The sequence below is a fragment of the Paenibacillus sp. CFBP 13594 genome, from assembly GCF_014842675.1.
Taxonomy (GTDB): domain Bacteria; phylum Bacillota; class Bacilli; order Paenibacillales; family Paenibacillaceae; genus Paenibacillus; species Paenibacillus amylolyticus_B.
The window spans coordinates 1-23,587 of sequence record NZ_JACYVQ010000006.1; the positions used below are offsets into that span (position 1 = coordinate 1).

Annotated in this window: 28 protein-coding genes; 24 read left to right on the forward strand and 4 right to left on the reverse strand. The window is 35.3% G+C overall.

What is annotated here, in order from left to right; genetic code table 11:
* From IFU39_RS19030 to IFU39_RS19060, 7 genes are all read left to right on the forward strand, one after another.
* A partial coding sequence (locus IFU39_RS19030; protein WP_446740347.1) for a DinB/UmuC family translesion DNA polymerase occupies window positions 1-611 on the forward strand: 611 nt, incomplete at its 5' end.
* Window positions 608-958 carry a YolD-like family protein gene (locus tag IFU39_RS19035; protein ID WP_192134245.1) on the forward strand — a complete coding sequence of 117 codons (351 nt, stop codon included), beginning with the start codon at window positions 608-610 and terminating at the stop codon, window positions 956-958. The genes IFU39_RS19030 and IFU39_RS19035, both read left to right, overlap by 4 nt.
* Complete coding sequence (locus tag IFU39_RS19040; protein ID WP_192134247.1) at window positions 958-1,125, forward strand: hypothetical protein; 168 nt, start codon at window positions 958-960, stop codon at window positions 1,123-1,125. The genes IFU39_RS19035 and IFU39_RS19040 overlap by 1 nt, the downstream gene beginning before the upstream one ends.
* A gap of 428 nt (window positions 1,126-1,553) precedes the next feature.
* Window positions 1,554-1,988, forward strand: a complete 435-nt coding sequence (locus tag IFU39_RS19045) for a hypothetical protein (protein WP_192134249.1) — start codon at window positions 1,554-1,556, stop codon at window positions 1,986-1,988.
* A gap of 137 nt (window positions 1,989-2,125) precedes the next feature.
* A complete protein-coding gene (locus tag IFU39_RS19050; protein ID WP_192134251.1) occupies window positions 2,126-2,506 on the forward strand; it encodes a hypothetical protein in 381 nt (126 codons plus the stop codon).
* 140 nt (window positions 2,507-2,646) lie between these two features.
* The gene (locus IFU39_RS19055) at window positions 2,647-3,243 is read left to right on the forward strand and encodes a hypothetical protein (protein WP_192134253.1); all 597 of its coding nucleotides are present in this window, start codon (window positions 2,647-2,649) and stop codon (window positions 3,241-3,243) included.
* 694 nt (window positions 3,244-3,937) lie between these two features.
* Entirely contained in the window at window positions 3,938-4,561 is a 624-nt protein-coding gene (locus IFU39_RS19060) for a recombinase family protein (protein ID WP_192134255.1), read from the forward strand.
* A 58-nt stretch (window positions 4,562-4,619) separates the two neighbouring features.
* Here the strand turns inward: IFU39_RS19060 and IFU39_RS19065 are convergent, their stop codons facing one another.
* From IFU39_RS19065 to IFU39_RS19075, 3 genes are all read right to left on the reverse strand, one after another.
* Window positions 4,620-5,456: a hypothetical protein gene (locus tag IFU39_RS19065; RefSeq protein ID WP_192134257.1), complete on the reverse strand. Its 837-nt coding sequence runs from the start codon at window positions 5,454-5,456 to the stop codon at window positions 4,620-4,622.
* A gap of 402 nt (window positions 5,457-5,858) precedes the next feature.
* Window positions 5,859-7,850 (reverse strand): recombinase family protein, encoded by a 1,992-nt coding sequence (locus IFU39_RS19070; RefSeq protein ID WP_192134259.1) that lies wholly within the window; start codon window positions 7,848-7,850, stop codon window positions 5,859-5,861.
* On the reverse strand, window positions 7,847-8,026 hold the full coding sequence (locus IFU39_RS19075; protein WP_192134261.1) for a hypothetical protein: 180 nt from the start codon (window positions 8,024-8,026) through the stop codon (window positions 7,847-7,849). The genes IFU39_RS19070 and IFU39_RS19075 overlap by 4 nt, the downstream gene beginning before the upstream one ends.
* A 470-nt stretch (window positions 8,027-8,496) precedes the next feature.
* Between IFU39_RS19075 and IFU39_RS19080 the strand changes: the two genes are divergently transcribed.
* Window positions 8,497-9,645: a hypothetical protein gene (locus IFU39_RS19080; protein ID WP_192134263.1), complete on the forward strand. Its 1,149-nt coding sequence runs from the start codon at window positions 8,497-8,499 to the stop codon at window positions 9,643-9,645.
* Between the two features lie 461 nt (window positions 9,646-10,106).
* Here IFU39_RS19080 and IFU39_RS19085 read toward each other — a convergent pair whose 3' ends face one another.
* Window positions 10,107-11,603 (reverse strand): DEAD/DEAH box helicase family protein, encoded by a 1,497-nt coding sequence (locus IFU39_RS19085; protein WP_192134265.1) that lies wholly within the window; start codon window positions 11,601-11,603, stop codon window positions 10,107-10,109.
* A gap of 281 nt (window positions 11,604-11,884) precedes the next feature.
* On the opposite strand from IFU39_RS19085, the gene IFU39_RS32665 reads away from it, so the two are divergent.
* The 16 genes from IFU39_RS32665 to IFU39_RS19160 all read left to right on the forward strand — a co-directional run bounded on the left by IFU39_RS32665 (window position 11,885) and on the right by IFU39_RS19160 (window position 23,552).
* On the forward strand, window positions 11,885-12,136 hold the full coding sequence (locus IFU39_RS32665) for a hypothetical protein (protein ID WP_206759572.1): 252 nt from the start codon (window positions 11,885-11,887) through the stop codon (window positions 12,134-12,136).
* 447 nt (window positions 12,137-12,583) lie between these two features.
* Window positions 12,584-12,760, forward strand: a complete 177-nt coding sequence (locus IFU39_RS19090) for a hypothetical protein (RefSeq protein ID WP_192134267.1) — start codon at window positions 12,584-12,586, stop codon at window positions 12,758-12,760.
* Between the two features lie 28 nt (window positions 12,761-12,788).
* Complete coding sequence (locus IFU39_RS19095; RefSeq protein WP_192134269.1) at window positions 12,789-13,235, forward strand: hypothetical protein; 447 nt, start codon at window positions 12,789-12,791, stop codon at window positions 13,233-13,235.
* An 18-nt stretch (window positions 13,236-13,253) separates the two neighbouring features.
* The gene (locus IFU39_RS19100; protein ID WP_192134271.1) at window positions 13,254-14,813 is read left to right on the forward strand and encodes a hypothetical protein; all 1,560 of its coding nucleotides are present in this window, start codon (window positions 13,254-13,256) and stop codon (window positions 14,811-14,813) included.
* A gap of 26 nt (window positions 14,814-14,839) precedes the next feature.
* On the forward strand, window positions 14,840-15,127 hold the full coding sequence (locus tag IFU39_RS19105) for a hypothetical protein (RefSeq protein WP_192134273.1): 288 nt from the start codon (window positions 14,840-14,842) through the stop codon (window positions 15,125-15,127).
* An 80-nt stretch (window positions 15,128-15,207) separates the two neighbouring features.
* The gene (locus tag IFU39_RS19110; RefSeq protein WP_192134275.1) at window positions 15,208-15,936 is read left to right on the forward strand and encodes a stalk domain-containing protein; all 729 of its coding nucleotides are present in this window, start codon (window positions 15,208-15,210) and stop codon (window positions 15,934-15,936) included.
* A 72-nt stretch (window positions 15,937-16,008) separates the two neighbouring features.
* Window positions 16,009-16,398, forward strand: coding sequence for a hypothetical protein (locus IFU39_RS19115; RefSeq protein ID WP_192134276.1), 390 nt, complete (start codon window positions 16,009-16,011; stop codon window positions 16,396-16,398).
* Window positions 16,399-16,621: 223 nt separating this feature from the next.
* Window positions 16,622-17,305, forward strand: coding sequence for a DUF3990 domain-containing protein (locus tag IFU39_RS19120; protein WP_192134278.1), 684 nt, complete (start codon window positions 16,622-16,624; stop codon window positions 17,303-17,305).
* Entirely contained in the window at window positions 17,253-17,462 is a 210-nt protein-coding gene (locus IFU39_RS19125) for a hypothetical protein (RefSeq protein WP_192134280.1), read from the forward strand. The genes IFU39_RS19120 and IFU39_RS19125 overlap by 53 nt, the downstream gene beginning before the upstream one ends.
* Before the next feature lie 386 nt (window positions 17,463-17,848).
* Complete coding sequence (locus tag IFU39_RS19130) at window positions 17,849-18,556, forward strand: BRO family protein (protein WP_192134282.1); 708 nt, start codon at window positions 17,849-17,851, stop codon at window positions 18,554-18,556.
* A 268-nt stretch (window positions 18,557-18,824) separates the two neighbouring features.
* Window positions 18,825-19,217, forward strand: coding sequence for a hypothetical protein (locus IFU39_RS19135; RefSeq protein ID WP_192134284.1), 393 nt, complete (start codon window positions 18,825-18,827; stop codon window positions 19,215-19,217).
* A 436-nt stretch (window positions 19,218-19,653) separates the two neighbouring features.
* The gene (locus IFU39_RS19140; RefSeq protein ID WP_192134286.1) at window positions 19,654-20,028 is read left to right on the forward strand and encodes a type II toxin-antitoxin system PemK/MazF family toxin; all 375 of its coding nucleotides are present in this window, start codon (window positions 19,654-19,656) and stop codon (window positions 20,026-20,028) included.
* A gap of 135 nt (window positions 20,029-20,163) precedes the next feature.
* Window positions 20,164-20,397, forward strand: coding sequence for a hypothetical protein (locus IFU39_RS19145; RefSeq protein ID WP_192134288.1), 234 nt, complete (start codon window positions 20,164-20,166; stop codon window positions 20,395-20,397).
* Window positions 20,398-20,495: 98 nt separating this feature from the next.
* Complete coding sequence (locus IFU39_RS19150; protein ID WP_192134290.1) at window positions 20,496-21,299, forward strand: hypothetical protein; 804 nt, start codon at window positions 20,496-20,498, stop codon at window positions 21,297-21,299.
* 185 nt (window positions 21,300-21,484) lie between these two features.
* Window positions 21,485-21,808, forward strand: a complete 324-nt coding sequence (locus IFU39_RS19155) for a hypothetical protein (protein ID WP_192134292.1) — start codon at window positions 21,485-21,487, stop codon at window positions 21,806-21,808.
* Window positions 21,809-21,824: 16 nt separating this feature from the next.
* Complete coding sequence (locus IFU39_RS19160) at window positions 21,825-23,552, forward strand: recombinase family protein (protein ID WP_192134294.1); 1,728 nt, start codon at window positions 21,825-21,827, stop codon at window positions 23,550-23,552.
* The last annotated feature ends 35 nt before the right edge of the window (window positions 23,553-23,587 follow it).

Sequence of the window (23,587 nt, forward strand, 5' to 3'; positions counted from 1 at the left end):
AGCTTGCAAATACACCCCTATCAAAACTAAGAAGCAAATGGGGCGTAAACGGAGAGGTTATTTGGAGGGTAGCAAATGGACTGGATGACTCTCCTGTAACAATTAATACTCATAGTGTACAAAAGGATATTGGGAATGGTATGACGCTCCCTAGAGACTATACAGAAGCTTGGGAGATCGATGTAATAATACAAGATATTTGTACAGAGGTTTGCAGACGTGCCCGGAAAAAAGGTTTAATGGGTAGTGTGGTCACTATGAGTTTATCAGGTGCAGACTTCGATCACCCAACCGGATTCAGCAGACAAGTTAAATTGCAAGATCCCACTAATATAACTGTAGATGTTTGTAAGAAAGCTAAACAAATCTTTAGGCAGCATTGGGATGGTCAGCCTGTGAGACGCGTTGGGATATCGTTATCCAACCTTTCCAATGCTGAGACTTATCAGCTGTCACTGTTCGATGACCAAGAACAGAAGAGAGCCATAGATAAGGTAATGGATGACATCAAGGATCGATTTGGAGACATAGCCATACTTAGGGCAAGCTCCATTACCTCTGCTGGTCAAGCTATAGACAGATCAAATAAAATTGGAGGGCACTACAAATGAGTAAAAAGCTACAAGCTAATGGCCTTTGGGAATCAAGTCGTATGATGCTGCCACAACATAAGGAAAGAATCATTGAGCACCGCTCAAGAGATAACGATCAGATTAAACCTCTGCTACACGAGGATGAATGGGAGGCAATTTACCAGAACATAGGTATCTCATACAGATACACCGAAGAAGCAAATTTCGAGGTGTTTGAATTGAACTCAAAAAGATTTGTGAGTGGGATTGTCTCGAAGGTTAATGAGCTAGGAAAGAAGATAAGAGTAGAATGGGAAGATGGAAACGAATGGATTGACATAAAAAGTTTAGTTGCAGTGCGATTATCAGGAGGAGGATTAGAATAATGAAGCAAAGTGCTGAAGAGTTGGAACTAGTGAAAAAATATGCTGAGATGCCATTACTTGTAGATGTAATAGAAGAAGACAAGAAGAGAATAGGCGAGAGCAGCGTAATATTAAAAAAGAGAGATGAGTTTTTATTTATGTGCACTACAAGAAAGGGTGACCGCTGACATATACGAGCTGAGGAAAGCTTTAAGAGAACGCGACATTAAAATTATCGAACAGAAAAGAACTGAAGAAACTTTGTTTATTTCTTACTCAATTCGTGGCTATCATCAAATAAATCCACTAATGAGCAGGGTTAGAACAGATGTTATGTTAATGTTGAAGAAGAATAAGGATAACATATTACCTGGATAGTTCCGCATGATTTCATTTTGAAAGTTAGAATGTGTGTATTACAGAAGATAGAGAACCGGTTGCTTTGGCATATATGAAGACTTTTACCTGGAGTGAATTTTAACAGTTACGGCTGAAGTGCATAGGGAATTGTTTTATTAAATTGCTTATTTGACTTGCAGTTAGAAAGGAATGCTAATACAATCGGAAATATGTTGTATACTATAATAAATACATACTAAAAAAGGAAAGATTCTACTTGAAGCGTATTTATCTTGGTTCTTTGCTAATGGTTGCAGTGATTTTTGTCATTTATGGGATCGTGGTATTATTTGCTGAAATTGATATCCCGACGTTTACTTCAGCAGTAATATCAATATTTTCATTAATTATCTCACTCATGATACTCATTTTTTCTGCATGGAAAAAGGTAACTTCGAAGTTTTATAAAGGCTTAATTATTTTTATGATTCCAATCATGGTTGCTATATGTGTACGTCTGATTTATTTGATATATACAGGTACACTTGATAAAGAACTAGATTTAGTTTTACTGTCAAACTACGCAACTATTGCAGCCTTTGGTTTAACATTAGCTTCCTATGTTTTAGACAAAACAACAACAAGTAAAAGTCAAAACTATGTATCTATGACTTCAGATAATAAAGTAATATTGAAAAGAGAGAAGTTTTAAGTAATTATAAAACAAACAAATCGAACGTTGTCTTTGTTGCTATGTATTAATAAAAAAGTCTTTCATGAATATATACTATAAAATTCTAAGGGTTAGATTGAAAACAAAAAGTGTGGTAAGTTAATACTGTCAAACTCATGTTAAAGGAACATCTATCCATAGGAGGGATTGAAATTAACAAGATTGAGAGTACATATTTAAAAGTTGAAGAAATGGCTAAGTCTAGAGGTTTGGAGGTGAAGCGTTTCCCGGAAATATCCAACGATGTCGCATTGGTAGGTAACTTAATTTTGGTATGGCTATCAAACCTACACTGGAGAAACATAACTACTAATGGAACCAGTCCAGCAGATAGAGATTATGGAGGAGCAAAATCACTAGAAAACCTATTTGAATCCATTAGACTTGAAAAAGAAGCATTCGAAAGAAATAGAACATCGTCGTACTCAATAACAAGATTTATGAGGACAGAAGAGTACATGAAGAATAAAGTAAGAGAAATAATTCTCAAAAAATGAATGCAGGAGCCCTAATAGGCTCTTTTTTATATGGGGTAAAACAAGACTTTTAATTGATTTTCAAACGATCTAAATAATAAGCAATTCCCAATTTCATGATATAATAAGAGTACAAATATTAGATATTAGGAGATGTTGAAATGAGCTTTGTATCTGTCGTAGTATGTGAAGATTTTTTATCCGTTGTTGCTGACTCACGCGCAACTAACACCATTACTGGAGAAATAGATAATGAATACGAACAGAAAATACATACGATTGGAGAAAAAGTATTTTACAGTAACACGGGACTTGTTGATCCATTTATGGAGTTTACCATTAACTCTAATTTGATAAACTCTATAGTGACAAATGGTTTACTACGTAGTGAAACTGAGATCAGATCTTGGTATAAAAAGATTCAAAAATTGATTAAAAAGGATCTCTTTTTTGAGATAAGGTTTGGAGGGCTCTCTGTTAATAATAAGTTTGAAGTTTATTTAATCAACAGCATAGAAAACGATATAAAGAAAATAACCTATAAGCAGGAAGGCATTGCTTATTCTCTAGCAGGCTCATTACAATTCAAGAAAGAATCTGAAGATTACTTTATTACACAATATAAAAAACTTCGAGTTGAGAGTCCTGCAATGATTCGGAAGTTACAAGAATCTTTAAATGATTATGTAGCTGACAATGATGAAACTGTTAATAAGAATAAAACCTATTTCGCTTTAGAGAAAACACGTTTTATGTGAAGATAGAAAAAGCACAATATCTATAAGAAATGTTATTTTCACATACAAGAAGGAGACTGCATTTAGCAGCTCCTTTTTTATTTAGGGATTAATAAAAGTTTGAATTTGGAAACAACAATGAACCTCTTGTCTAATTCTCTTAGTTTTAAATAGAAAATTAGAAATGAACGTTAATAAATATTCTTTAATTATGTCTTCCGCTAACGTCTATTTGTTATGTTACGATTGCGATTAAGACTTAATTGATTTTCTCTTATTTATAAACGATTTTAAATTTCAATCGTGAAATTTACTTATTTTGGATGAAGGGAAAGTCTTAATAATACTGAGTATTCTAATGGTGCGATTCTTTACGATTGAGGATACGATTTGATTTCTAATATGATATTTGTTTCTTTACCTTGAATTTTACTGGTTATTTCAATTCAGTAAAGGAAAAAATTTCGACTACGATTGATTAACGATCAGCATTTATTATTTGGTATGACATTCTACGAATTTAAACCTAGACTATAAGTCTTCACTCATTTCAAAAAGTATACTTTTTGAAAGACTCTCTTAGTGTGTGTCAAAAGTGGTTATGATATATTTCAAATAGTGTTTAAATATATATGAAACATTTCAAAAGTATGAGTATACATTTTGACATGAATTTGATATAATATCCTTAACAACATAGCAAAGGATGATCAGTATGAGCGAGATTCGGAAGTATGGATACATAAGAGTTTCATCTAAAGATCAGAATGAAGCGAGACAGCTAGAAGCAATGAAGGACTTAGGTATAATGGATCGTGATTTCTTTATAGACAAACAAAGTGGCAAGAACTTTGACAGACCATATTATCAATCCATGAAAAATGTGCTTCGTAAAGGTGATATTCTCTTCGTCAAAGAGTTGGATCGTTTGGGACGGAATGCAGAAGAGATAAAGAATGAATGGCAGGATATTGTCCAGAACATAGGTGCTCACATTGTCATAATTGACATGCCACTATTAGATACACGGCAATACAAGAATGGATTAGAGAAGGTTATAAGCAGTATTGTGTTAGAACTGTTATCATATATGGCTGAGTCTGAACGTGAGAGGATTAACGGTAGACAAGCTGAAGGTATCGCGGCTGCTAAGAATGACGGTGTTGTATTCGGAAGACCAAAGCAAGCAATCAACGAGGAGTTTAAGCAAGCATACACAGAATGGAAACATGGAAGGATTACAGCAGTTGCCGCAATGAAGGAACTAGATATGAAGCCCAATACTTTCTATCGCAGGGTAAAGGAACATGAACAACAAGAAGCTAAAGCAAATGGCTAGGCTAATGATTGTTCGGGAATTAATCCTGAGTATGATTGGTGAATAAATAGAAGAGGACTCATTTCGAGTCCTTTTTTTGTTCATTTGATTTCTTCAATTCCGACAGTATATCTTTGCTAACTTTCACCTGTTCTTGGTCAATTTCTATTTGTTTCTGTTTCAGCTCAAGATCATCTCGCTGATACTTTTCTTCAACTATATTGTGTCGCTTAGTTTCCTCGACTAAATCATCAGTTGGATCTGGAAGTAAAATTTGAGGACCATACATACCAACTAACGTAATGATGAGATGGATTAGTATTTTTAAGCCAGTAATAGTAAGTTTACTCTTACTTAGATCAACTTTTGCACCAACATGAGAGGATAATACCTCTTCAATGCTTTTTATATAAGGTTCGAAGTTAGCTTTGGTCTCAGGATCACTCTCTATTTCCTGTTCGATATCATTAATGTTAGAAGAAATATCTTCAGGTACAGTATCAACAAATGATTGCCAAGAATGAGTGTCCATATTTGAAATCGCATCAATCATAGATACAAAAGAAGGAGATTTATAAAAGGTTTGAAGATTAGCTATGCCTATACTGTTTGCAGCATTTATTCCCTTAATTGCACTTGAAAAAGATGGAGAAGAAGTTATTTTAGCAATTTCTGCTAGTGGTTCATTCCAAGCCAATGACACTTGTTGAATAGAGCTTGCCAATCCTTGATGTGCTTTCCATGCTTGACTATATTGAGAGTTAATCTTAGAAGATAAACTTATTTGCTCAACCATTCGGGAGATTGATGATTGATTGATCATGATACTCATTTTTGTGATTGCATTAAGGTGTTGTTCTTGCAACATAGATAATTTTCTTGCCAACTTTTCTTGTTCACTTTCCTTACTCGTCATATAACACCTTCCTTAGAGTATTCGTACATTACAGTATACCACATACATCCCTAATGAAATAAGCCTAACCGATACAAGATTGGACATACATACGGGGGTACATTTACACCCAGAAAGTAATAATTTCTGGAAAATAATCCGCTAACACTTGTCAATTGATCACTAAGTTGTCGCATTGACGATACATGTGACACATGGGGGGATATTTTAAATTTAAAATAGTCTCCATTTTACAGAATATGCCCCTAGCACATCTGCTTCGACACGAGAGTTGAATTTTAACGAGTGAAATTCTATTGGATAAAACCGACACCATAATGCCATCCAATCTACACAAAATAGCCCTCCAAAGAGGAGGGGGAATACACTATTCGTTCCAAAGGAATAAGAGGGAGACATTTTTCATTTTTTCAACTTGTTTATATTTTCTTCAAGTACCTGTTTACAGTAAGTCGGACTCAAGCCATGTTCCTTATATATCTTAGTGAAGGCTAGTCCATCCTCATAGTGTAATTTATATATCCACTCAAAGTCACTAGCACGTCTTTTTACTCCTCTTTCTTTTGTTGTAAGCAAGATGGTTCCCTTAGACTTAAACATTTGCTTAATAGTCCACCAGTCGGTTTTAGTGGCTTCTGCAATTTGTTCAAAACTTAGTAAGTCTTCATTGTACATTTTCAACATGCTTGGGTAGAGGTGTTCAATTTCAGACCATTTAGGAGGAAGGGAGTCAACTACCCACTTAAGCTTGTCTAAGTTAACTGACTCAGAAACGTAGGGATTATTTCTAAATAATTTACTATCAGCAGTGAATTTGTAGAATATCTCAATACGCTTATTATCATGTAAGACTATTTTATCAACGAGTATGCGCAATACTTTTCTTGCGTCTTTCATCTGTAATTCGTTATTAATGATATTTTGATATTTTTTAACCAATGGCCCCCCTGATGACGTATTCTTATTTTGTTTTTTGTCCAGCTCTAAATTTTCACTAATTGTTCCAAGTTCCTTGTTTAGTTCACTAATCTCATCCTCTACTGGTTCCAATTTAATGGAGAGTTCTTCTTTCGATTTAATTATTCCATCAGCATAAAGATCAATATATCTCGCTTTTGAAGACTCTTTTTCTTTAATCAATTTGTTAATGTCATCTCTGTTTCTCTCCAGCTCTTTTACTTTGGATACATCAGAAATTCTTTCAAGCATCTTATCGATCAATGTTTTAGGATTGTCTATCAACTTTACGACTTCATTCCAAATGAGTGAGTCTACCATATCAACTCGCCAATTTTCACCCAAGCAAATCTTATTGGGTTCTCCTGTTTCAACGCTATATGATTTTCTTGTTTTTCTTGTGCAACTATAGTATTTCAGCAATCCATTATGAGTCCTCGATGTAATACCAGATGAGGCGGCAGCACCACATCTTCCGCATCTAGCTATTCCTTTTAGTAAATAATCTTCTGAAGGGCGACCACCATTTTTAATATTCCCATCTAAGCACTTCTGTAAACGACCAAATGTAATCTCGTCAATGTAGGCTGGTATAGTAATCTTCTGCCATTGGTCTCTAGGTTTAGGTAATTGTTTCTTCTTTCCATTGATTCGCACTACTTCAGTTTTCCCGTAATAGTATGTACCCATATAAGACTCATTTCTGAGTATTCTGCTGATGGTCGCTTGATACCACTTGTCTCCCTTTGGTGCAGGATGTTTCTTTTTAGCTAAATATGCCGCAACTTCAGAACCAGTTGAACCTTCTAGTACCATATTAACCATTGTAAGATATCGCTCTTTTTCATATTCATTTTCAACAAGGGTGTTTAGGTCTTTATCATAGGTATATCCATAGATTCGATTCATTCCGGGTATCTTATTATTAAATACCATTGTACTCCTTCCACGCTTAGTATTCGCCAGAATCTTAGCCTTGTTGTACTGTGCAATGGAACCTTGGATATTGTAATTAAGCATTGATTCAGCATTTCCTTTTTGTAAATCAAACTCAACGAAATGTAAATCGCAACCAAGTTCCCATATTTGATGTGTAATTTGTTGTTGTAAGTGAAGATGTCTACTCAATCTATCAGGATGCAGGAAGATAGCTTTAGTTCCTAATCCTTTTTGTAGTAAGAAAAGAATGTAGTTCAGCATTGGACGATTAGGATTGTCACCTGATTCTGCTTCTTCCCGTAGAACAATAATCTCATCTTCATTAATATCAAACTTCGCTTTCGCATCCTTTACACATATATCAATTTGAGACTCTAATGAATAGTTATCAATTTGTATGTCGGATGATACACGAGTATAAACAATAGCCCTGATCTTACCGATCAAGGCCGTAATTTGAGCTGTAGTTAGCTTTTGCATGTCTTTTAGAACAATCATTTTAATCGATCCTCCGAATTTTGTTTGTTTTCTAGTTTGTTCTCAAAGGAATAATTCAGCAGAACATGCTCCATCCAATTAAGGATTTGTACTTCCATAATTTCTACTGCGACTGCATCGTCTTCGTTTGGATAACGAGAAGTAATCTTATATTCTTCTCTTTTCTTATAATTCATAAAGACCACCTTAATAAGATTAAATACAACTTGCTTTGATGACGTACATAAGCTGTGTACCACGAGTTGGAATCTTTCCAAAACATAAATTTCTGAATCATGAAAGAGGGAGCAGACGACTACTATATACGAAAAAGTGTTTAGCTATCCACTTGAAAATACTGGGGTGTTTATACGTGAAAATAGAAAATCTAAACTCTAACTATATAGATACTATCTTTGAGGACACCTCTATGCGAGTTTGATATGGGGATTGGTATATGGACAAGATGAAGATGGATCAGATATCTGGTATGATTCCTACACTGGCCAATGATTAGAAAATTTTTATTGTGAAGTAATTCGGAAGGTGGGGAAACAACATCTGATGGTTTTTATCTACTGAGGATGATGCATGGATTGGATATAAAGGAATTGAGTGAGATTACTAAGATTCAAGATGTTGATGATGTATGAGTGGAGGGGCTTCTATGATCGATCAAAAAGTGCTAACCGAATTAAGTGAGGAGTTTAAAAGACTAATTCCCAATTTCTTAACAGAGTTTAACTTTCATCGGTTAGATGAATCTAAACTTGTGGTTGAACATAAAGAAACTAAAGTTACAGTAGCAGTAAATTATTCTTATATTATTCCAGGTCACAATTTACATTCAAATATTGGTAGAGTTCTAACTTCCTTTAAGAAAGAAATTATCGAATGTGAAAACAAGGCTCTTGTTATATACAGAGATTGTGGTTTCCATGATAAAAAACAAAATTATTCAGAATTTCTCATAACCTATGATTCATTATTTTATTTTGACTCAAGTTTTGTTGAGCACTATATGATCGGAGATATTATTGTTGAAGTGTCTGAACCAAGTTCTTTATACAGGCTGATTTTTAATTCGTTTGCTAAAGATAAGGGATTTGGTGATGAATGGGAAAGTCATAAAACAGTCAAGTTGAGAGGTTGTAAATTCGCAGATCAGGAAAAAACTCTTCAACAAATTTTGTTTTTAATCGCTAAATATCATGCTCCTGAATACGAGTTTATTGCTGACTACCCTACAATTGTTCCTTACACGAATCATGGTGAGGATACTAAATGGAATGACCCCGATGATAGGTTAGATAATAGTGTCTTTGATAAATTTTTGTATAGTCCAGTAAAATATTCAGAGCCAATTTTCCTATACAATAAGGCAAAAAAACTTGAAGATCCTATCCTATATTATAGAGTTCTTGAGTACTTCTTTATTATTAATAAGAAACTCGAAATCAAAAAGTCTATTGAAAGCTATAACAATGCTGATAACATAGACGCGTTCATCATCGAGATGAGTGCTTTATATCGGAAAGAGGAATCAGAACTACTGAAAAATCTCCTTGGGAACATTGAGGGTATTGGAAATCAAATTGACTATGCTAAACAAAAGGGGCTTGTTGATAGTCTTGACGTGTCAACATTTTCGACAAAACTTTATGAGTACAGAAATAGTATTGTGCATAGTAAGTATGATACAAAGTTTAAAATTAATGTACCTATTATTGAGATATTCCATCCAGAATCTAAAGATGGGTATTGGATTGAGGTGTTGAGAAGTTTGGCAGAGAAAGCTATTGTACAATTTTGCTAATCAGAAAAACAATTCTACAGACACAACGGTTTATGTTGTGGATGAAGGTGAAGCGACAGCCATGGAGTGTAACGGAATGGATCTCGCCACCTATTATTGTTGTGTTAAGTGATAATTTGATTATTGTTATCTGTAACAGAGGGTAGTAATTAGGAACGATACCATCTCGATAAAAACCACTTCGCTATCGCTTCGTTAACGGTATTCATCGACCTATCGCGTTCCTCTTGGCTACGCCAATTCACCTTCCGATTCAATTTGGTACATTTAATTCCAAAATAAATAATCAATCATTAGGCATAAACGTAGTCGTATCAAGAGTTTTGAGCTATTGTTTACCTAAATGAATCCTTATTATAAGGGTTTATTCCATGAAAAATATGCAAAGTTATCAAAAAACCTATATAAACACTGACTTTCTTGAATTTCAGTCGTTTTCATTTTTGTACTATTTGTGATTATCAATTGTATTTCGCAAGTGACCAATACGTCTTAGTATAGTTTGGATTAGGCTCATTGTTTTCAAGTTTTCGTTTGTTATCCTTCATCTTGTCTTTTACACTATATGGAAAGTTGTTTTCTATAAAGTATTCGTTGATAATTCGACATCCACGTTGTAACCTATTTCTACTGTCTCGAATATTGACCTTCTTAATTAACTCTTCTTGTTCTTCTTTATAAAGTTGCTTTCCAGTAATACTATCTAAGTAATCTGAGAGTGTAGCCTTTTCATATGTATCATCAAGCACAGTGTAACTATCTTGTTGGAGCTTAGTCTGCAAATAGGTCATGTAACCATTTTCTTCCTGTAGTATATCTTCGTAAAATTTCTTGTCATAGCATTCCTTAAAATATCGTAATTCGTTGATGACTTTTTCAAATTTGTCATTATCTACGGTGACAGTGTCATAGATAACTGGACTACTATATTTCCTGTATTTCTTAACATATTCTAGCGAGCCATTATCCATCAGATACTTTGCAGGATCAATTATGCGTTCACAGTCTTCAAGTTTCTTATTAATCATTTTGTCTGAGATATTCTTGATTATTACGGTTACCTTATCACTATTATCAGCAATCCTTTTCCTACCCAAGCACTGTATGAGTATATCTATGTCTTCAATATCAGCAATAACATACTTGATTTGTTTGTCTTTGAGGTTGACACCGTTATCCAGTGTGGAAGTCGTGAACAGGAACTTTTCTTCAAAACTCTCATTTGAAAGCATATGACTGATTTTTTCTTTTTCGAGATACTTCTTTTCTCTAGATGTCCCTGATGCAGAACAAACGAAAAGGGAATTATTGAATATGGCATGTAAGCTAAAGGCTTTCTTTGCACTCTTGCTGAAACAAACGGCCTTTTGATTCTTAGGGATCGTATGTAGAAACTTTTCTAGCACCTTGTCATTTCTATAAAATATTAATTCCTTGATATGACTGTAATCATGAGGAACGTTGTAGCTACGATGTTCGATACCTTTGAAACGGAAATATTCTATTACTCCATCTGCTGTAGCAGACATGAATATCCTGGTCTTTTCTGATTCGGAAATAATCAAATTAAATGAATCTTCTGTGTTATTGTTAAACTTCGATTCCGTGAGAAAGTAATGGAACTCATCTGATACTATGTACTGATAATCCTTGCTAACTACCACACTTCGCTTTCTTACAACATCCTCGACCTTCTGATACAAAAGAATCTTTATCACATCACCCTTATTATCCTGTTCAATCTCTCGTTGAAACTGTTCACTTAATCGTGTTCTATTGAGTAGGAACAATATCTTAGTTCCCTCACGCTTAGCCTTCTCGTACAGTGTGTTCTTAATGAAGTATGACTTACCTACACCTGTACCAGCTTCAATCGTAATAATCTCGCCTTGCTTCCATTGTTCAACTTCGCTACCTATGATGTCTGTTACTGTGAGTCTTTTTTTGCGTCTTGTCATTGTGAATTTGCGTTCCTCCTTATAATGGTAGTGGTGGTTGGGACATTCGAAAGGGATGAGTACAAAATTAATTATGATAAAATAATATTCGTAAAAAGATAATATCATATGAAATTGGGTAAGGCAAGTTGAATTTGTAAATAGTACTGATTGGCAAACTCTATGGATATAGACGAATGGCAAGCTGAGTACATGCTAATTGCTGAGAATACAGAACGTAGGAGAGAAGAGGAGAGTGATCCAGTTAAGAAGGGAAGACAAGCTGCGTTCTTAAAGGAATATTGGGGGTAAAGAACAATGGAAACAACGTTGCACTATCTTTGGTTGGGCAAAAAAGTATGAAGGATGTATCTGAATCAATTGGTGAGACTGAACGAACAACTCAACGCTTAATTAAACTTAATGAACTGATACCTGAGATCCAATCATTCGTTTCATCCGGTGATATTGGAGTTAGAGCAGCAGAACAACTTGCACGAAATTTCGTGTTCCAAAAAATGGAGGTGAATTATAGTTCCCCTAAATCACAATAAATCTATAGGAGGAATCAGCCTTTCATTGTTTGGGGTCACTTTATACCTCTATGGGGGAGTTGTGTTCCAATTTCCTATCAATTAATCAAGGAAATGAGGAAGAGAATCGAAATGGAGGTGTCACTATAGTAGAAGAGAAAATTAATTTTTAATTATGTAAAAATAATACTTGACCGTAATATAGTTTGTGGATATATTAAGAGTACAAGGTCAACGAATTCCAAGGCAGACTCTTGGAGCCTATGAATACAGATGAACGGGAGGGATGAGATACGTGGAAGGTTAGATATGTATGGTACAGATTGATGCGGCGGTTAGGCTGGAAGTGATCCAAGGAGAGCATTAGGTAGCAGCAGGGGATGAAGAAGAGGGAATGAGTTCGGATATAGATTGACTGTAGATAGTGAGAGTCGAAAATAATACATAATGAATTGGAGTTATGCGAATATGAAAGTTAAATTATTGCTCAAAGATGGTCGAGGTATGGTCAGTAGAACAAATGATTACGCTAAAGAACATATTGAGGCTATGTTGGTGTCAATTGAAAGTGATTTCGATATATACGTTGAAGGAAATTATGTGTGTAAAGGCAATGAGGTTAAAGCGCTTGTTGCTGAGTTCTAGGTCAAAGTTACAAGGAGAGTAAATATTTTTGAAAATACCTAATTATCATATACCATGGTTGGGGAAATATATCCTCAACCTTAAGATGAATGCTCAAGGTGAAAGAATGAAGAAGCGATTTTTAAACGAGATACTATCTCCATTGAATGACACATGGAATAAGGAAATTGAGAGTCTTACAATGCTACATACGGAGAGAGACGAATATGGAAATTTAATCATTCTTGAATCAAATGAAGTTGGAGATAGGCTTGCTATGAAAGACAAGGAAGCATTCATTAAGGATTACAATGATCTTGCCCTAGAGAATGCGTATATTCCTACTGAGGGAGAAAACGAAGACATTGTTACTCATATTGTGAAAATGTTCCTTGAAATGGACTGTCTTGCTCAAACACCAGAAGCCTATGAGATATATGAGTTCTATCGAAATAAATTCACTGAATTTCTAAAAGATAAAAAGGGAGATGTCTAATTGAGTTATTGTCAGGTTATGTTTAACAAAGATTTTCTATATATAGGTGCTGATACAGCAATTTCTTCTAGATTAAACGGTGTTTCCTACCGACTTCACAATAAGGGAGAAAAGATCCATCATATTGACGATATGATTATTTTTTCTTCAGGAGATGCAGACTTGTCCAAAATCATCATTGATGAATTCAAGAACAAGGAAAGTAGGGACGTTAATACATTGAAAGAGACAATTAAGTATTGGTTTGAGCGATACTATCTTAAACGACCGGGCGTAAAAGAAATAGTTGATAGCGGTAAGATAGTAAATATGACAGTTGTTGCAAAATTTGAAAATGGCTCACCTGTGTTATATGAACTGGATCAAAGAAGCGAATTTGAGATTAAGAAAATTAAGGCTCATGATAAGGTCGCATACTACAATGCAGGTGTGAACTGTAAATATGATAATGAGTTTTTCATTGACCAAACAGAAAAAGCAAATGATGTACTCGAAGCTTACAGAAATACATATGCTAATGCAAGCAGCGAGAAAATTGGTGGCAACTTGGAACTTTTCGTTCTAGCAAAACAGGGCATTCGTAAGATTCTTGACGAGAAAATTGAAGAAAAACCATTCCAGTGGTATCCGGGTGATAGAGGAGCCTATGACAACACCGAGAACATTAAAAAAATGATTGTGGCACATGCACAAATTGAAGGATCATCTCTTACCTTACGTGATGGTACAGGAGTGTTCAAGATTTTTCCCCGCATTGGGATGTGGGCTGGATCTGAAAACTTCCATGATTCACCGTTTAGCGTAGACCTTTTCGGGAACTTAGTAGCGCATAAAGGTAAGTTTATTGGCCCAGCGGGAGACGTTCTTATTGATACAGAGGCTGGATATATGGATATGGATAAACTGGACATTATCAATGTAGGTAAATTGGTAGCTGAGATGTTAGAAGTTAATACAATCCTTGCGGATGATGGCTACATTAATAACCTCACAGTCAATCGTTTGAAAACTATCGGTAAGGATGCAGATGTGGGTCAATTCATTGACTATATTGACATTCAAGATAATTACCAACGTTGGATTACAGCACAAGTTCAATCAAAAGAGCAAGCCAAAGATTCTCGTGATCGGTTACTGTTCTGGCAAGATAGTGAGAAGCGTATTCTTACAACTGAAGATACAGGTATTATTGCGTATTCCTATAAGTTGACTAATGAGAAGATTAAACGAGAGATTAGTTTTGATGGTTCAGGTGATGCAGCACAACCTACAGATATTATTGGTACTGGTGATGGTGGGGCTGACAATAGGGCTAAGATGGTCATGACTAAGACCAACGGTTCATATAAGCAGGAATATAAGGCCTCAAATAATGGAAGAGTAAGAAGTATTGATTTTATGGACGATGGAATTGATATGAATTCAGAGAATGGACGTATTTTCATTACAGCTAAACAATTAACTACTATGGCTGACGGTGGCCCTGTTAAAATCGGCAATACTAATGGCTATATTGAGATTACTGCAGATGGTACGTTTGAATTCCATGGAAAAGCTTTCAATTTTCATACAAACTAATTGACAGAGAAGGAAAATATATACATATGCATAAACGATTTGAGCTAGAGAAGAAGTTGATGGAAGAATTACAAGAAACAAGAGAATTGTATGAGATGACCATGGATGAGGGCGATATTCTTATGAATTTCATTATGGAGCACAATTTAACGAAAATGTTAGACAATTATATCTATGAGCAGCTCAAGGATTGCAAAGATTCAAGCCAATTGGACAGTTATGTGCGTCTGATTACGCATGAACCAGATGAGACTAAAGAGCTGACTCTTAATATTGGCAAAGAGGTTTACATCGATGGAGTCAGAGTTAAATAATCTCATAGATTGACCGATAAATATGGTATAGTTTGTCATAATTAATGATATACCATATCATCCTATCGGAGGCACATAATATGAAAAAATTAACAACGAAAGTACCAGCATTTCTACTTGGAGCGGTAGTAGGAATTACACTTACAGCAGGAACAGCAGTGGGTGCAGCTACATACCTTAAAGCAACTCAGTCTAGCGTGAAGATTGTTGTAAACGGAACTCAAGTGAAGCTGTCAGAAAGACCAATGAATATTAATGGTAAACTCTTTCTTCCTGTAAGAGATACAGCAAATGCCATGGGTTATTCTGTTGAGTCTGTTACCAGCTCTCAGGTTTCACTGAAGGAGTCGTCAACTATTTCTAATACAGCTATACCTTCAAACAATATCACATCTACCACTCCAAACAGCTCTATAAATACATCAAGCAAAAAGGTGAAAAATTTGAAAGAGACATATTCAACTGATGGCAAATTAGATGCCGAAAAGTTGCGTACTGCATTGAATAATGCCACTCTCGGAGTAAACGACCAAGATAGTTATACGGGAAATACTCTATTGCATCTAGCTGTGCTTGAGGACAATTACGAAGCGTTAAAAGCAATCAAACGCAATGCGTTAAATCCGAATATTCAAAATAGTCTAGGACAGACACCTTTGATGATCAGTATTTTGGAAAAAAGCAATTTTTACTTCGGTGAGATCATTGATATGAAACCAGACATCACGATTACTGACAAAGAGGGAAAGAAAGCAATTGATTATGCTGAACAGGGTTCATATGAACAACGCTATCTGAAATTCATGTAAGAAAGGAAGATTCATATCGCAAATGTAGCATTACAAGGATCACGTTTAAACGAATCAAATAAACGTGGTCATGTGTCATATGTTGAACGTTACTTCTATGGCTACGATGAAGATGGCAATCCTCAATATACGACTACGACTCATAGCACTGGAGCTGAAATTACTGGAACAGTAGCTTCCAACAACAACAAGTTTACGGTTAATGGTATTTCGGTAGCATGCGTAGGAGACTCTACCACTGAACAATGGGTTGCTGATCCATCACCATCGCCACAAAGAGGTGGAAGCATCATCTCAATTAGTCCTGGTACGAGTGGAAGTGGTCAGGGACAAATCACAACAGGCAATGGTGCAAGGGTATATTTGAATAGCAAACTTATAGCTGTTCAGGGATCAACGGTTCGGACGTACCTAGGAACGTCTACAACAGTCTTTGAGGGAGATAACTTGATTAACATGTAATCATTTCAAAAATATCGACTCAATACTCACCGAGCGATTAACTGAATTGGGTGTCCTCTCCCCTGCTTTGGTTGAAGCTTAACCTTCTCGCAGCTGTTACATTCCCATGTGAATAGGCTAAACTATCTATTATTGGTAGATTTATGTGGGAATATGTTCTCATTTGTCGTATACTAGAGTATAAGAGTTTATAGATTTGTATCCGATTGGAGATCATTTAACAATGTCAAACAAATCACCAACTAAATACTTAAAGATGGACAAATGGTATCACGGGACCACGCTCGATGGATGGAAAAGTATCTGTCGATATGGAATTCAAGCCAATCATAATGTGGGGAACGAACTTGACTTTGGACATGGATTCTATCTTACTCATAATAGAATACAAGCAGAAAAATACATCACTACCTTGTTAAAATATAAAAATAAAGGTCTTTTATCAGAAATTGAATTTTTGCTGGATTCTAAAGTTGATAAGAGTAAATCAATTCCTGTGCTTGTTGAGTTTGATATCTCTCCTTTGGAATGGTTGCAGCACAAAGAGCACAATCATCATTTTTTTAATCAATATGACGATGAATTTGCTGAATTCGTATTTCATAATAGAATGTACAATGTTAATGGCGAAGAACATCATAATTATGACTTTATTTTCGGTGTAATGAGTGACAGTAATCCGATTGTTGATATTGAAAGATACAGAAATAGTGAACTTGAAAAACTTGAAGTTTTAGAGGGGTTTAAAAAATCAACGAGCTCAAAGCAGCTCTCTGTACATAGTCAACAGCTATGTGATACAATAAGACCATCTAGAGCGTTCATAATTGATACTGGAGAGGAGTTAAATGTTGATGACTACTTTAACAAAAGAGAACGAAGATTTGATGACGAATCAGTTAGCTAAAGCATTGGTCAGATTTTCTGATAAAAGAATATCTTTTCAAAAAGCGGAACAAGTTGCAAATGTTGTGATGAGAAAAGTTGATTTTTCAAACTCTGCTCTCTCTCACAAAGGTATCAATTGGTTTGCTAAAGATTTAATTAAACAATTTAAAATTTAACATTTATTCAAATAAATATGCTGATGGAGTAAACCCATTGTAGTCGTGTGCAAGTATTGAGCATATAAATCAGATGCGTTCTGATCGCTTCAATGGTTTCCATCAAAATGAAGTCACCTTCCTATGAGGGTGGCTTTTTATTATGCTTTCATATTTAAATTGTCCAATTTCTTTTCCAATTGTCTTAACGATTTGACCCCTCTTGAATTAAAATGTATATGAGAGGAGGAATTGAATGCCAAATAGCAAGACATAGCTACACAATACATAACCAGATGAAACCAGCTAGTTGAGTTGATGTAAGGATGGAATACCGCCTGAAGACAGGTTGAAGGTGGACTGTCGCTTGCACATAAAATAGAAATTAGAAGAGGATGATTTGATTAGTGGAATTGATTAAACAAGCGAAATTTGGTAACTTGGTGATGGATTTTTATAAAGATGAAACTGGAGATATTTTTGCAACACGCAAACAAATTGGCGAATGTTTGATGTATAGCAATCCTCAAAAAGCGATTGATAATCTACATGAGCGCAAAAAGGACAGATTGGATAAATTTTCAGTTACCCTCAGTTTGAGGGGTACTTATAATAAACAGTATGAGACCTCACTGTATAATGCTCGTGGGATAACGGAAATATGCCGATGGGCTAGAACTGACAATGCTGATGAATTTTTTGATTGGGTAACTGATACAATTGAAGCTATTCGTAGAGATGGAATGTACATATCGGATGAAGCAACACATGAGCAAGTTAAGTACAATGTTCCAAACTTCATGGCTAATTTGGATGATTACAATATCACTAAACTCTATAATCTTATTGAAGAGTTTTTAGCATTTCACAGACAGCATAAGACACGCCTACCCTATAAACGAAAGAATTCAAAACACCATGGAAACAAGAAATTTAAAGACCATATTGAAAGTATGGAAGATATTCGTAATGAGTTAATTAGTTTTCTAGATGTTAAGATTCAGCAGTTTAATGATTACCATCAAGCAGGTCTAGCTCAAGAATACGTGAGGATCAAAGGTATGGTTGAATGGAAAGTTGAGAATATGCGTTATAGAACAGCGGCTTGTAAATAATACATAGAATATCATAGTAAGGGGCTACCTCATGTTAGAGGTGGCTTTTTTATTCCCATGAAATCATACTTTAACTAGCAATAGTTCGTTTAACTCCTCCTCTTTTACTTAGATGTAGCACGTTAAATAAATAATATTAATATGAGAAAATTAATATGTAAATTATTATGTGTAAAAATAAGTATTATTGAAATTATTCCAATTATTGTGTAATCTTTAAAGATACCAATTACTCTCAAATAATACAATTGATTAGGAGGAAGAAACAATGAAATCAAAATTGAAAGTAATGTTATCTTTTATCTTGAGTCTAAGTTTGTTATTGGGATCTAGTGTTTCTGCTAGTAGTATATTTAATTCTCAGGGAGAAGATACATCCAGTGAAGAGTTAATGTTACAATATACTTATCAGCCATCTCAAATTGAGAATCCAGATGGAGAGGTTGTTCCAAATGCTGGACCTCTGGTGGGAGTAGCAATATTCTTTGGTGGAATTTTTGTTGGTTGGATTATTGATGGAATACTGATATCCGCAACAGGCCAATCAGGTGGAGAATGGGCAGCTACTGCGTTAAATTACTTTAAAAGTAACCCTGGTTGCAGTCAAATACAAATAACTAAGGCAGGACACCCTTACTGTGGAGTAAAAGGTGATTTCTAAATTTATTGTCCGATGATATTTAGAGAGTGATTGGGGATGATTTGTAATGAGGAGAGGTACAATGATACTAATCTTCATAGTCGGGATAATTTGTTATTTTATCATATCTACACTACTGAAAAAATAAATAATGCCCCACAGTTTTATAAGTGGGGCACATTTATTCAATTAGCTCTTTTCGCGTATAAAACTTAGGTAAATGTGGATTTTAATTAAAAGAAGAAGCATGATGAAATACCAAATTTACATAGAAATTAGCGCCATAAAAGCCTTATAAATAGGGCTTTTTTTATTTGATTTATTATAAACAAAGGATTGGGCAAATAAGCCTGATTCTATTTTTCATCCTCAATTATGTAAAAATAATACTTGTATTTTATAATTACAGAATATATACTAACAACTATAAAGAAAACGACAAATGGAGTGAAACGAAATGTTGACTGCTCAAAAGACTGAATATAGACGATATGAGCTGTGGTTCGCACAATTGTGTAATTCTAGCAGTGGAAGCGTTCAGAGAGGGAAGCGACCTGTTCTGATCGTACAGAATGATATCGGCAACAAATACAGCCCAACAATACAAGTGGCGACAATAACTAAAGCGCGGAAAAAGGACATGCCTACACATGTAAATCTAGATGCTACCGAATGTGGCTTACGAGACGATAGTATAGTTCTCTTCGAGACTATGACTACGATTGAAAAGGATCAGCTATTGTGGAGGATTGGTGAAGTTCCCGCGACCTACATACCTCAACTGGATCGAGCTGGACAGATACAGATGGGCTATATCAGTGCATGGGATTAGTTTACATACGATTTACTAAGTGTTTCATATATTTAGACACCATTGACGCTACAATGAGGGTGGTGATGCGATTGATTTGATTTAATTTCCCGTCAATTGTGTCTATCAAATATATAAAACGCGGAGGAAAGCAAAATGCGGCCTGAGTTGAGAGAAATTGCAGACATCAATGAAGCAGATTTTATTGAATTGGTGAGTGGTGAGACGAGTGATTTTACAGTTGGGAAGTTATATGAAGTTTTAGTTGATAACGGTTCAATATTTACAGTGGGGGAACTCTATGTGATTGACAATACATATACAAACAACACCGAGATGTTCTATAACCCGCATCTTCATCTGAAATATTACAAGAAACTTAGCGAGTAGCAATTATACAGTCACTGAGGTCGGGCGTAGATGTCCGACTTCTATTTTAAAGTTATAAACGATAAAATAATATTTGTGCAGGAAGGTTGTTGAATACAATGGCAGATAAGAAGAAGGGGAGGCCACGTATCATTCCTCCATCAGAGATTGAGGAGTGGATTGAAAAGTACGGTGATAACACATATCTTCCGAGGGGAATTTTATGTACACAGACTTTAATTGAGAACGAAATAATTGAAGAAGAGCACGAATTTGCCTGTTACCTACTCTTCAAATCAATAGAATCAAGAATTCACAGTTGTCGGTATTCGCAGGGTATCTATGAAGGAGTTTTCTGTGAGTGGGACGTGCCTTTGAATGGAGTAATGGATATCATCAGACATAAACCAGAGATGTGGCAGGGGTGGATTGAGCAGACTCGGATATTTCTTGAAAACGATCAGCAGCAAAAATACCGCCCAACCATCGACCGCATAGAAACTGACCCTAATATCGGATATCGACTTGACAATATTCAATTACTCTCCTTCAGAGAGAATACTCAGAGGGCGGTCAACAAGCCAGTTTATGCATTTGAGATGGGGAAAAATCAATCCAATGTAATCCCCACATTTAGAAGATATGATTCGATTACAGATGCAAAGAAAGACTTGGGTTTACCTAAGCTAGAAAACGATACTGGAGTTTTCACAAACACTCAAGATGGAAAAACGTTTATTTTGCAGTCGAGCGCTACAACAGTAGGAGACCAATCAGTTGAATTAGACAGTAATGAGAGTGAACAGAAAGTATATACGGGTTACATACCGATAGGCCAGATAGAGATTGATGGACAGCTATATACTATTAATCAACCATTCACCTTTGAGCAGATGCAAATAAAACTGAAAAATGAAGCATGAATACATAACAGAAGATTAAACAAACTGTCCAGATTACAATTCTAAGTCTACTAGCCATTGCATCCATGTTAGTGAATGATTACATAATAAATAATCCTTTAGAATCGATTCTGGACAGTATGGTGGGGTGACACTTGGGGTCACCTTGTAGATATACAAATTAAAAATAGAAAGGATGATTTAAATTGATTGAAGCACTCAAATATGATGAACATGAGATTGCCCTTTTTGAACAAAAAGAATTTATAACCTACATATGTCAAGAATTTAGCATCAACGAAAAATCCTTATATAGTGACTACTACAAGAAACTGAAGGATGTTCAGGAGAAATGTAACTTGTTAGATGTAGTGGATACTATAAAAGGGAATTCTGAAGCAATTAAGACATTCATTCAGCAGAATAATGACTATAACAATGATGTGTTTACAGCTTTAGCAGTTATGAAATTAGGGATTAAGCTCCATCTAAACGAGAATTTGAACAGATTAAACAATAGAATTACATAGGTAAGGAGATACTGGAATGCTTACTGCAACGTTTTATGCCCGTGTATCCACAGATAGCGATGAACAAAAAAATTCAATAGTAAGCCAAGTAGAATATTTCAATACATACCTTGATGAAAACAATTACCAACGCTCAAAGACAGGTGTGTTTTATAAAACAGATGGTACATTTAGTGTGACAGATGGATACTTTGTTGATGAAGGTTTCTCAGGGGCTAAATCAAACAAATACCGAAAAGCGTTCCAGCAGATGATGAATGATGCACGAGCAAGAAAGTTCGACATAATACTAACTAAAAGCATAAGCAGATTTGGACGTAACACTAAGGAACTATTGGCAGCAGTTGCCGAGCTAAGAAGTTATGATATTGCTGTATACTTTGAAGATTTGAAAATTAACACAATGAATAGAGCCGATGACTTTAAGTTGACTATCTTTGCAGCACAAGCAGAGGAAGAATCCAGAGCAAAGAGTGAAGCAGTACAGTTTGGTAAGCTTCAAGGCTATAAAAAAGGTATATGGGGAGGTCGTGCTCCTTATGGCTATGATGTTAGACAAGGGAGGTTAGTGGTTAATCCAAATGAGGCTCCCATTGTCCAGAGAGTGTTTTCTATGTATTTGAATGACTGTATGGGTTTAAGGAGCATAGCACAGCAACTTAACACTGACGAAGTTCCCACTAAACGTGGGGCTAACTTGTGGGATCAAAGTTTGATTTCAAAGATGCTGAAGAATGCTGTTTATACAGGTGAGATCAGGTTACATAGAACACGGAAGATTGATTTGAATCAAAATCTAATTAAGAAAATACCGCCCGAACAACAGATTATAACCTATGATGAAGATTTAGCGTTAATTGACATTGATGATTTCAAGCTAGTTCAAATAGAAAAAGAAAAGAGAAAAGATGACTTTGGTACATTAATTGTTAAAGAAATTGCGGTTGAGAATAATGGTGAGATTGAGAAACAAAAGGTACATGTTCTAGAACGTGGTTTATCTAGGCATTCATCCAAGCACATTTTTTCCAATATACTAAAATGTGGAAATTGTGGTGGAAGTATGAGAAGAAAAGTCCAGCTTAATAAAAATAGGACATTTATTCAATGGATATGCCGCAACAATGACCAGTATGGCAGAAAAGGTTGTCAGTATAGAAATCTCCAATATGAAGAAGATTTAAAGGAGTATGTTAAAAGGGAAATCAATCAGTATCGAAACAATGAACAGATTCACCAAGAGAACCTTAATTACTATATCAAATCACAGTTTGATTTAAAGAATGTGGAGCGAGATATACAGTCACTTAAGAATCAGGTTGAAGGATTAACTCAGGAAAGAGAAGTAAACTTCAGACTCCTTACCAAAAGCATCATTGACGACACCGAATATGAGCAACGTAACACCTCAATTCAGACTCAATTGACTGATAAACAGAACAACTTATCGCGGCTTGAGAATATTAGTGTTGAGATTGAAAAACTTGAATTACGTCATAAAAAGTTTCTGGAATTTCTCTCCAAAGTTGATGTTGATAACCTAACCAATGCAACTCTAAGACAGATTATCGACAGATTTGAAGTAACTTCACCCGAAGGGGCAGCGCCATTACCAAGATTCACACAACATGAATTCAAGGAAGAACAGTTAAGAATTTATTGGCGTGTATTTGGGAAATCAAGAGAAAGTGTTATTGAGGATACGGTAGATAAACTAATAGAGGAGTTTACTTTAGACAGCTAATAATAGCTGTTTTTCTTTTGGTCTTATTGTACCCA

Bases quoted from the DNA above. Each gene is read 5' to 3' on its own strand.
- IFU39_RS19040 (WP_192134247.1), top strand. From the start codon at position 958: ATGAAGCAAAGTGCTGAAGAGTTGGAACTAGTGAAAAAATATGCTGAG.
- IFU39_RS19055 (WP_192134253.1), top strand. From the start codon at position 2,647: ATGAGCTTTGTATCTGTCGTAGTATGTGAAGATTTTTTATCCGTTGTT.
- IFU39_RS19110 (WP_192134275.1), top strand. From the start codon at position 15,208: ATGAAAAAATTAACAACGAAAGTACCAGCATTTCTACTTGGAGCGGTA.
- IFU39_RS19100 (WP_192134271.1), top strand. From the start codon at position 13,254: ATGTTTAACAAAGATTTTCTATATATAGGTGCTGATACAGCAATTTCT.
- IFU39_RS19035 (WP_192134245.1), top strand. From the start codon at position 608: ATGAGTAAAAAGCTACAAGCTAATGGCCTTTGGGAATCAAGTCGTATG.
- IFU39_RS19090 (WP_192134267.1), top strand. From the start codon at position 12,584: ATGAAAGTTAAATTATTGCTCAAAGATGGTCGAGGTATGGTCAGTAGA.
- IFU39_RS19120 (WP_192134278.1), top strand. From the start codon at position 16,622: ATGTCAAACAAATCACCAACTAAATACTTAAAGATGGACAAATGGTAT.
- IFU39_RS19080 (WP_192134263.1), top strand. From the start codon at position 8,497: ATGATCGATCAAAAAGTGCTAACCGAATTAAGTGAGGAGTTTAAAAGA.
- IFU39_RS19135 (WP_192134284.1), top strand. From the start codon at position 18,825: ATGAAATCAAAATTGAAAGTAATGTTATCTTTTATCTTGAGTCTAAGT.
- IFU39_RS19065 (WP_192134257.1), bottom strand. From the start codon at position 5,456: ATGACGAGTAAGGAAAGTGAACAAGAAAAGTTGGCAAGAAAATTATCT.
- IFU39_RS19160 (WP_192134294.1), top strand. From the start codon at position 21,825: ATGCTTACTGCAACGTTTTATGCCCGTGTATCCACAGATAGCGATGAA.
- IFU39_RS19050 (WP_192134251.1), top strand. From the start codon at position 2,126: ATGTTAAAGGAACATCTATCCATAGGAGGGATTGAAATTAACAAGATT.
- IFU39_RS19150 (WP_192134290.1), top strand. From the start codon at position 20,496: ATGGCAGATAAGAAGAAGGGGAGGCCACGTATCATTCCTCCATCAGAG.
- IFU39_RS19105 (WP_192134273.1), top strand. From the start codon at position 14,840: ATGCATAAACGATTTGAGCTAGAGAAGAAGTTGATGGAAGAATTACAA.
- IFU39_RS19140 (WP_192134286.1), top strand. From the start codon at position 19,654: ATGTTGACTGCTCAAAAGACTGAATATAGACGATATGAGCTGTGGTTC.
- IFU39_RS19075 (WP_192134261.1), bottom strand. From the start codon at position 8,026: ATGAATTATAAGAAAAGAGAAGAATATAAGATTACTTCTCGTTATCCA.
- IFU39_RS19125 (WP_192134280.1), top strand. From the start codon at position 17,253: ATGACTACTTTAACAAAAGAGAACGAAGATTTGATGACGAATCAGTTA.
- IFU39_RS19060 (WP_192134255.1), top strand. From the start codon at position 3,938: ATGAGCGAGATTCGGAAGTATGGATACATAAGAGTTTCATCTAAAGAT.
- IFU39_RS19085 (WP_192134265.1), bottom strand. From the start codon at position 11,603: ATGACAAGACGCAAAAAAAGACTCACAGTAACAGACATCATAGGTAGC.
- IFU39_RS19070 (WP_192134259.1), bottom strand. From the start codon at position 7,850: ATGATTGTTCTAAAAGACATGCAAAAGCTAACTACAGCTCAAATTACG.
- IFU39_RS19145 (WP_192134288.1), top strand. From the start codon at position 20,164: ATGCGGCCTGAGTTGAGAGAAATTGCAGACATCAATGAAGCAGATTTT.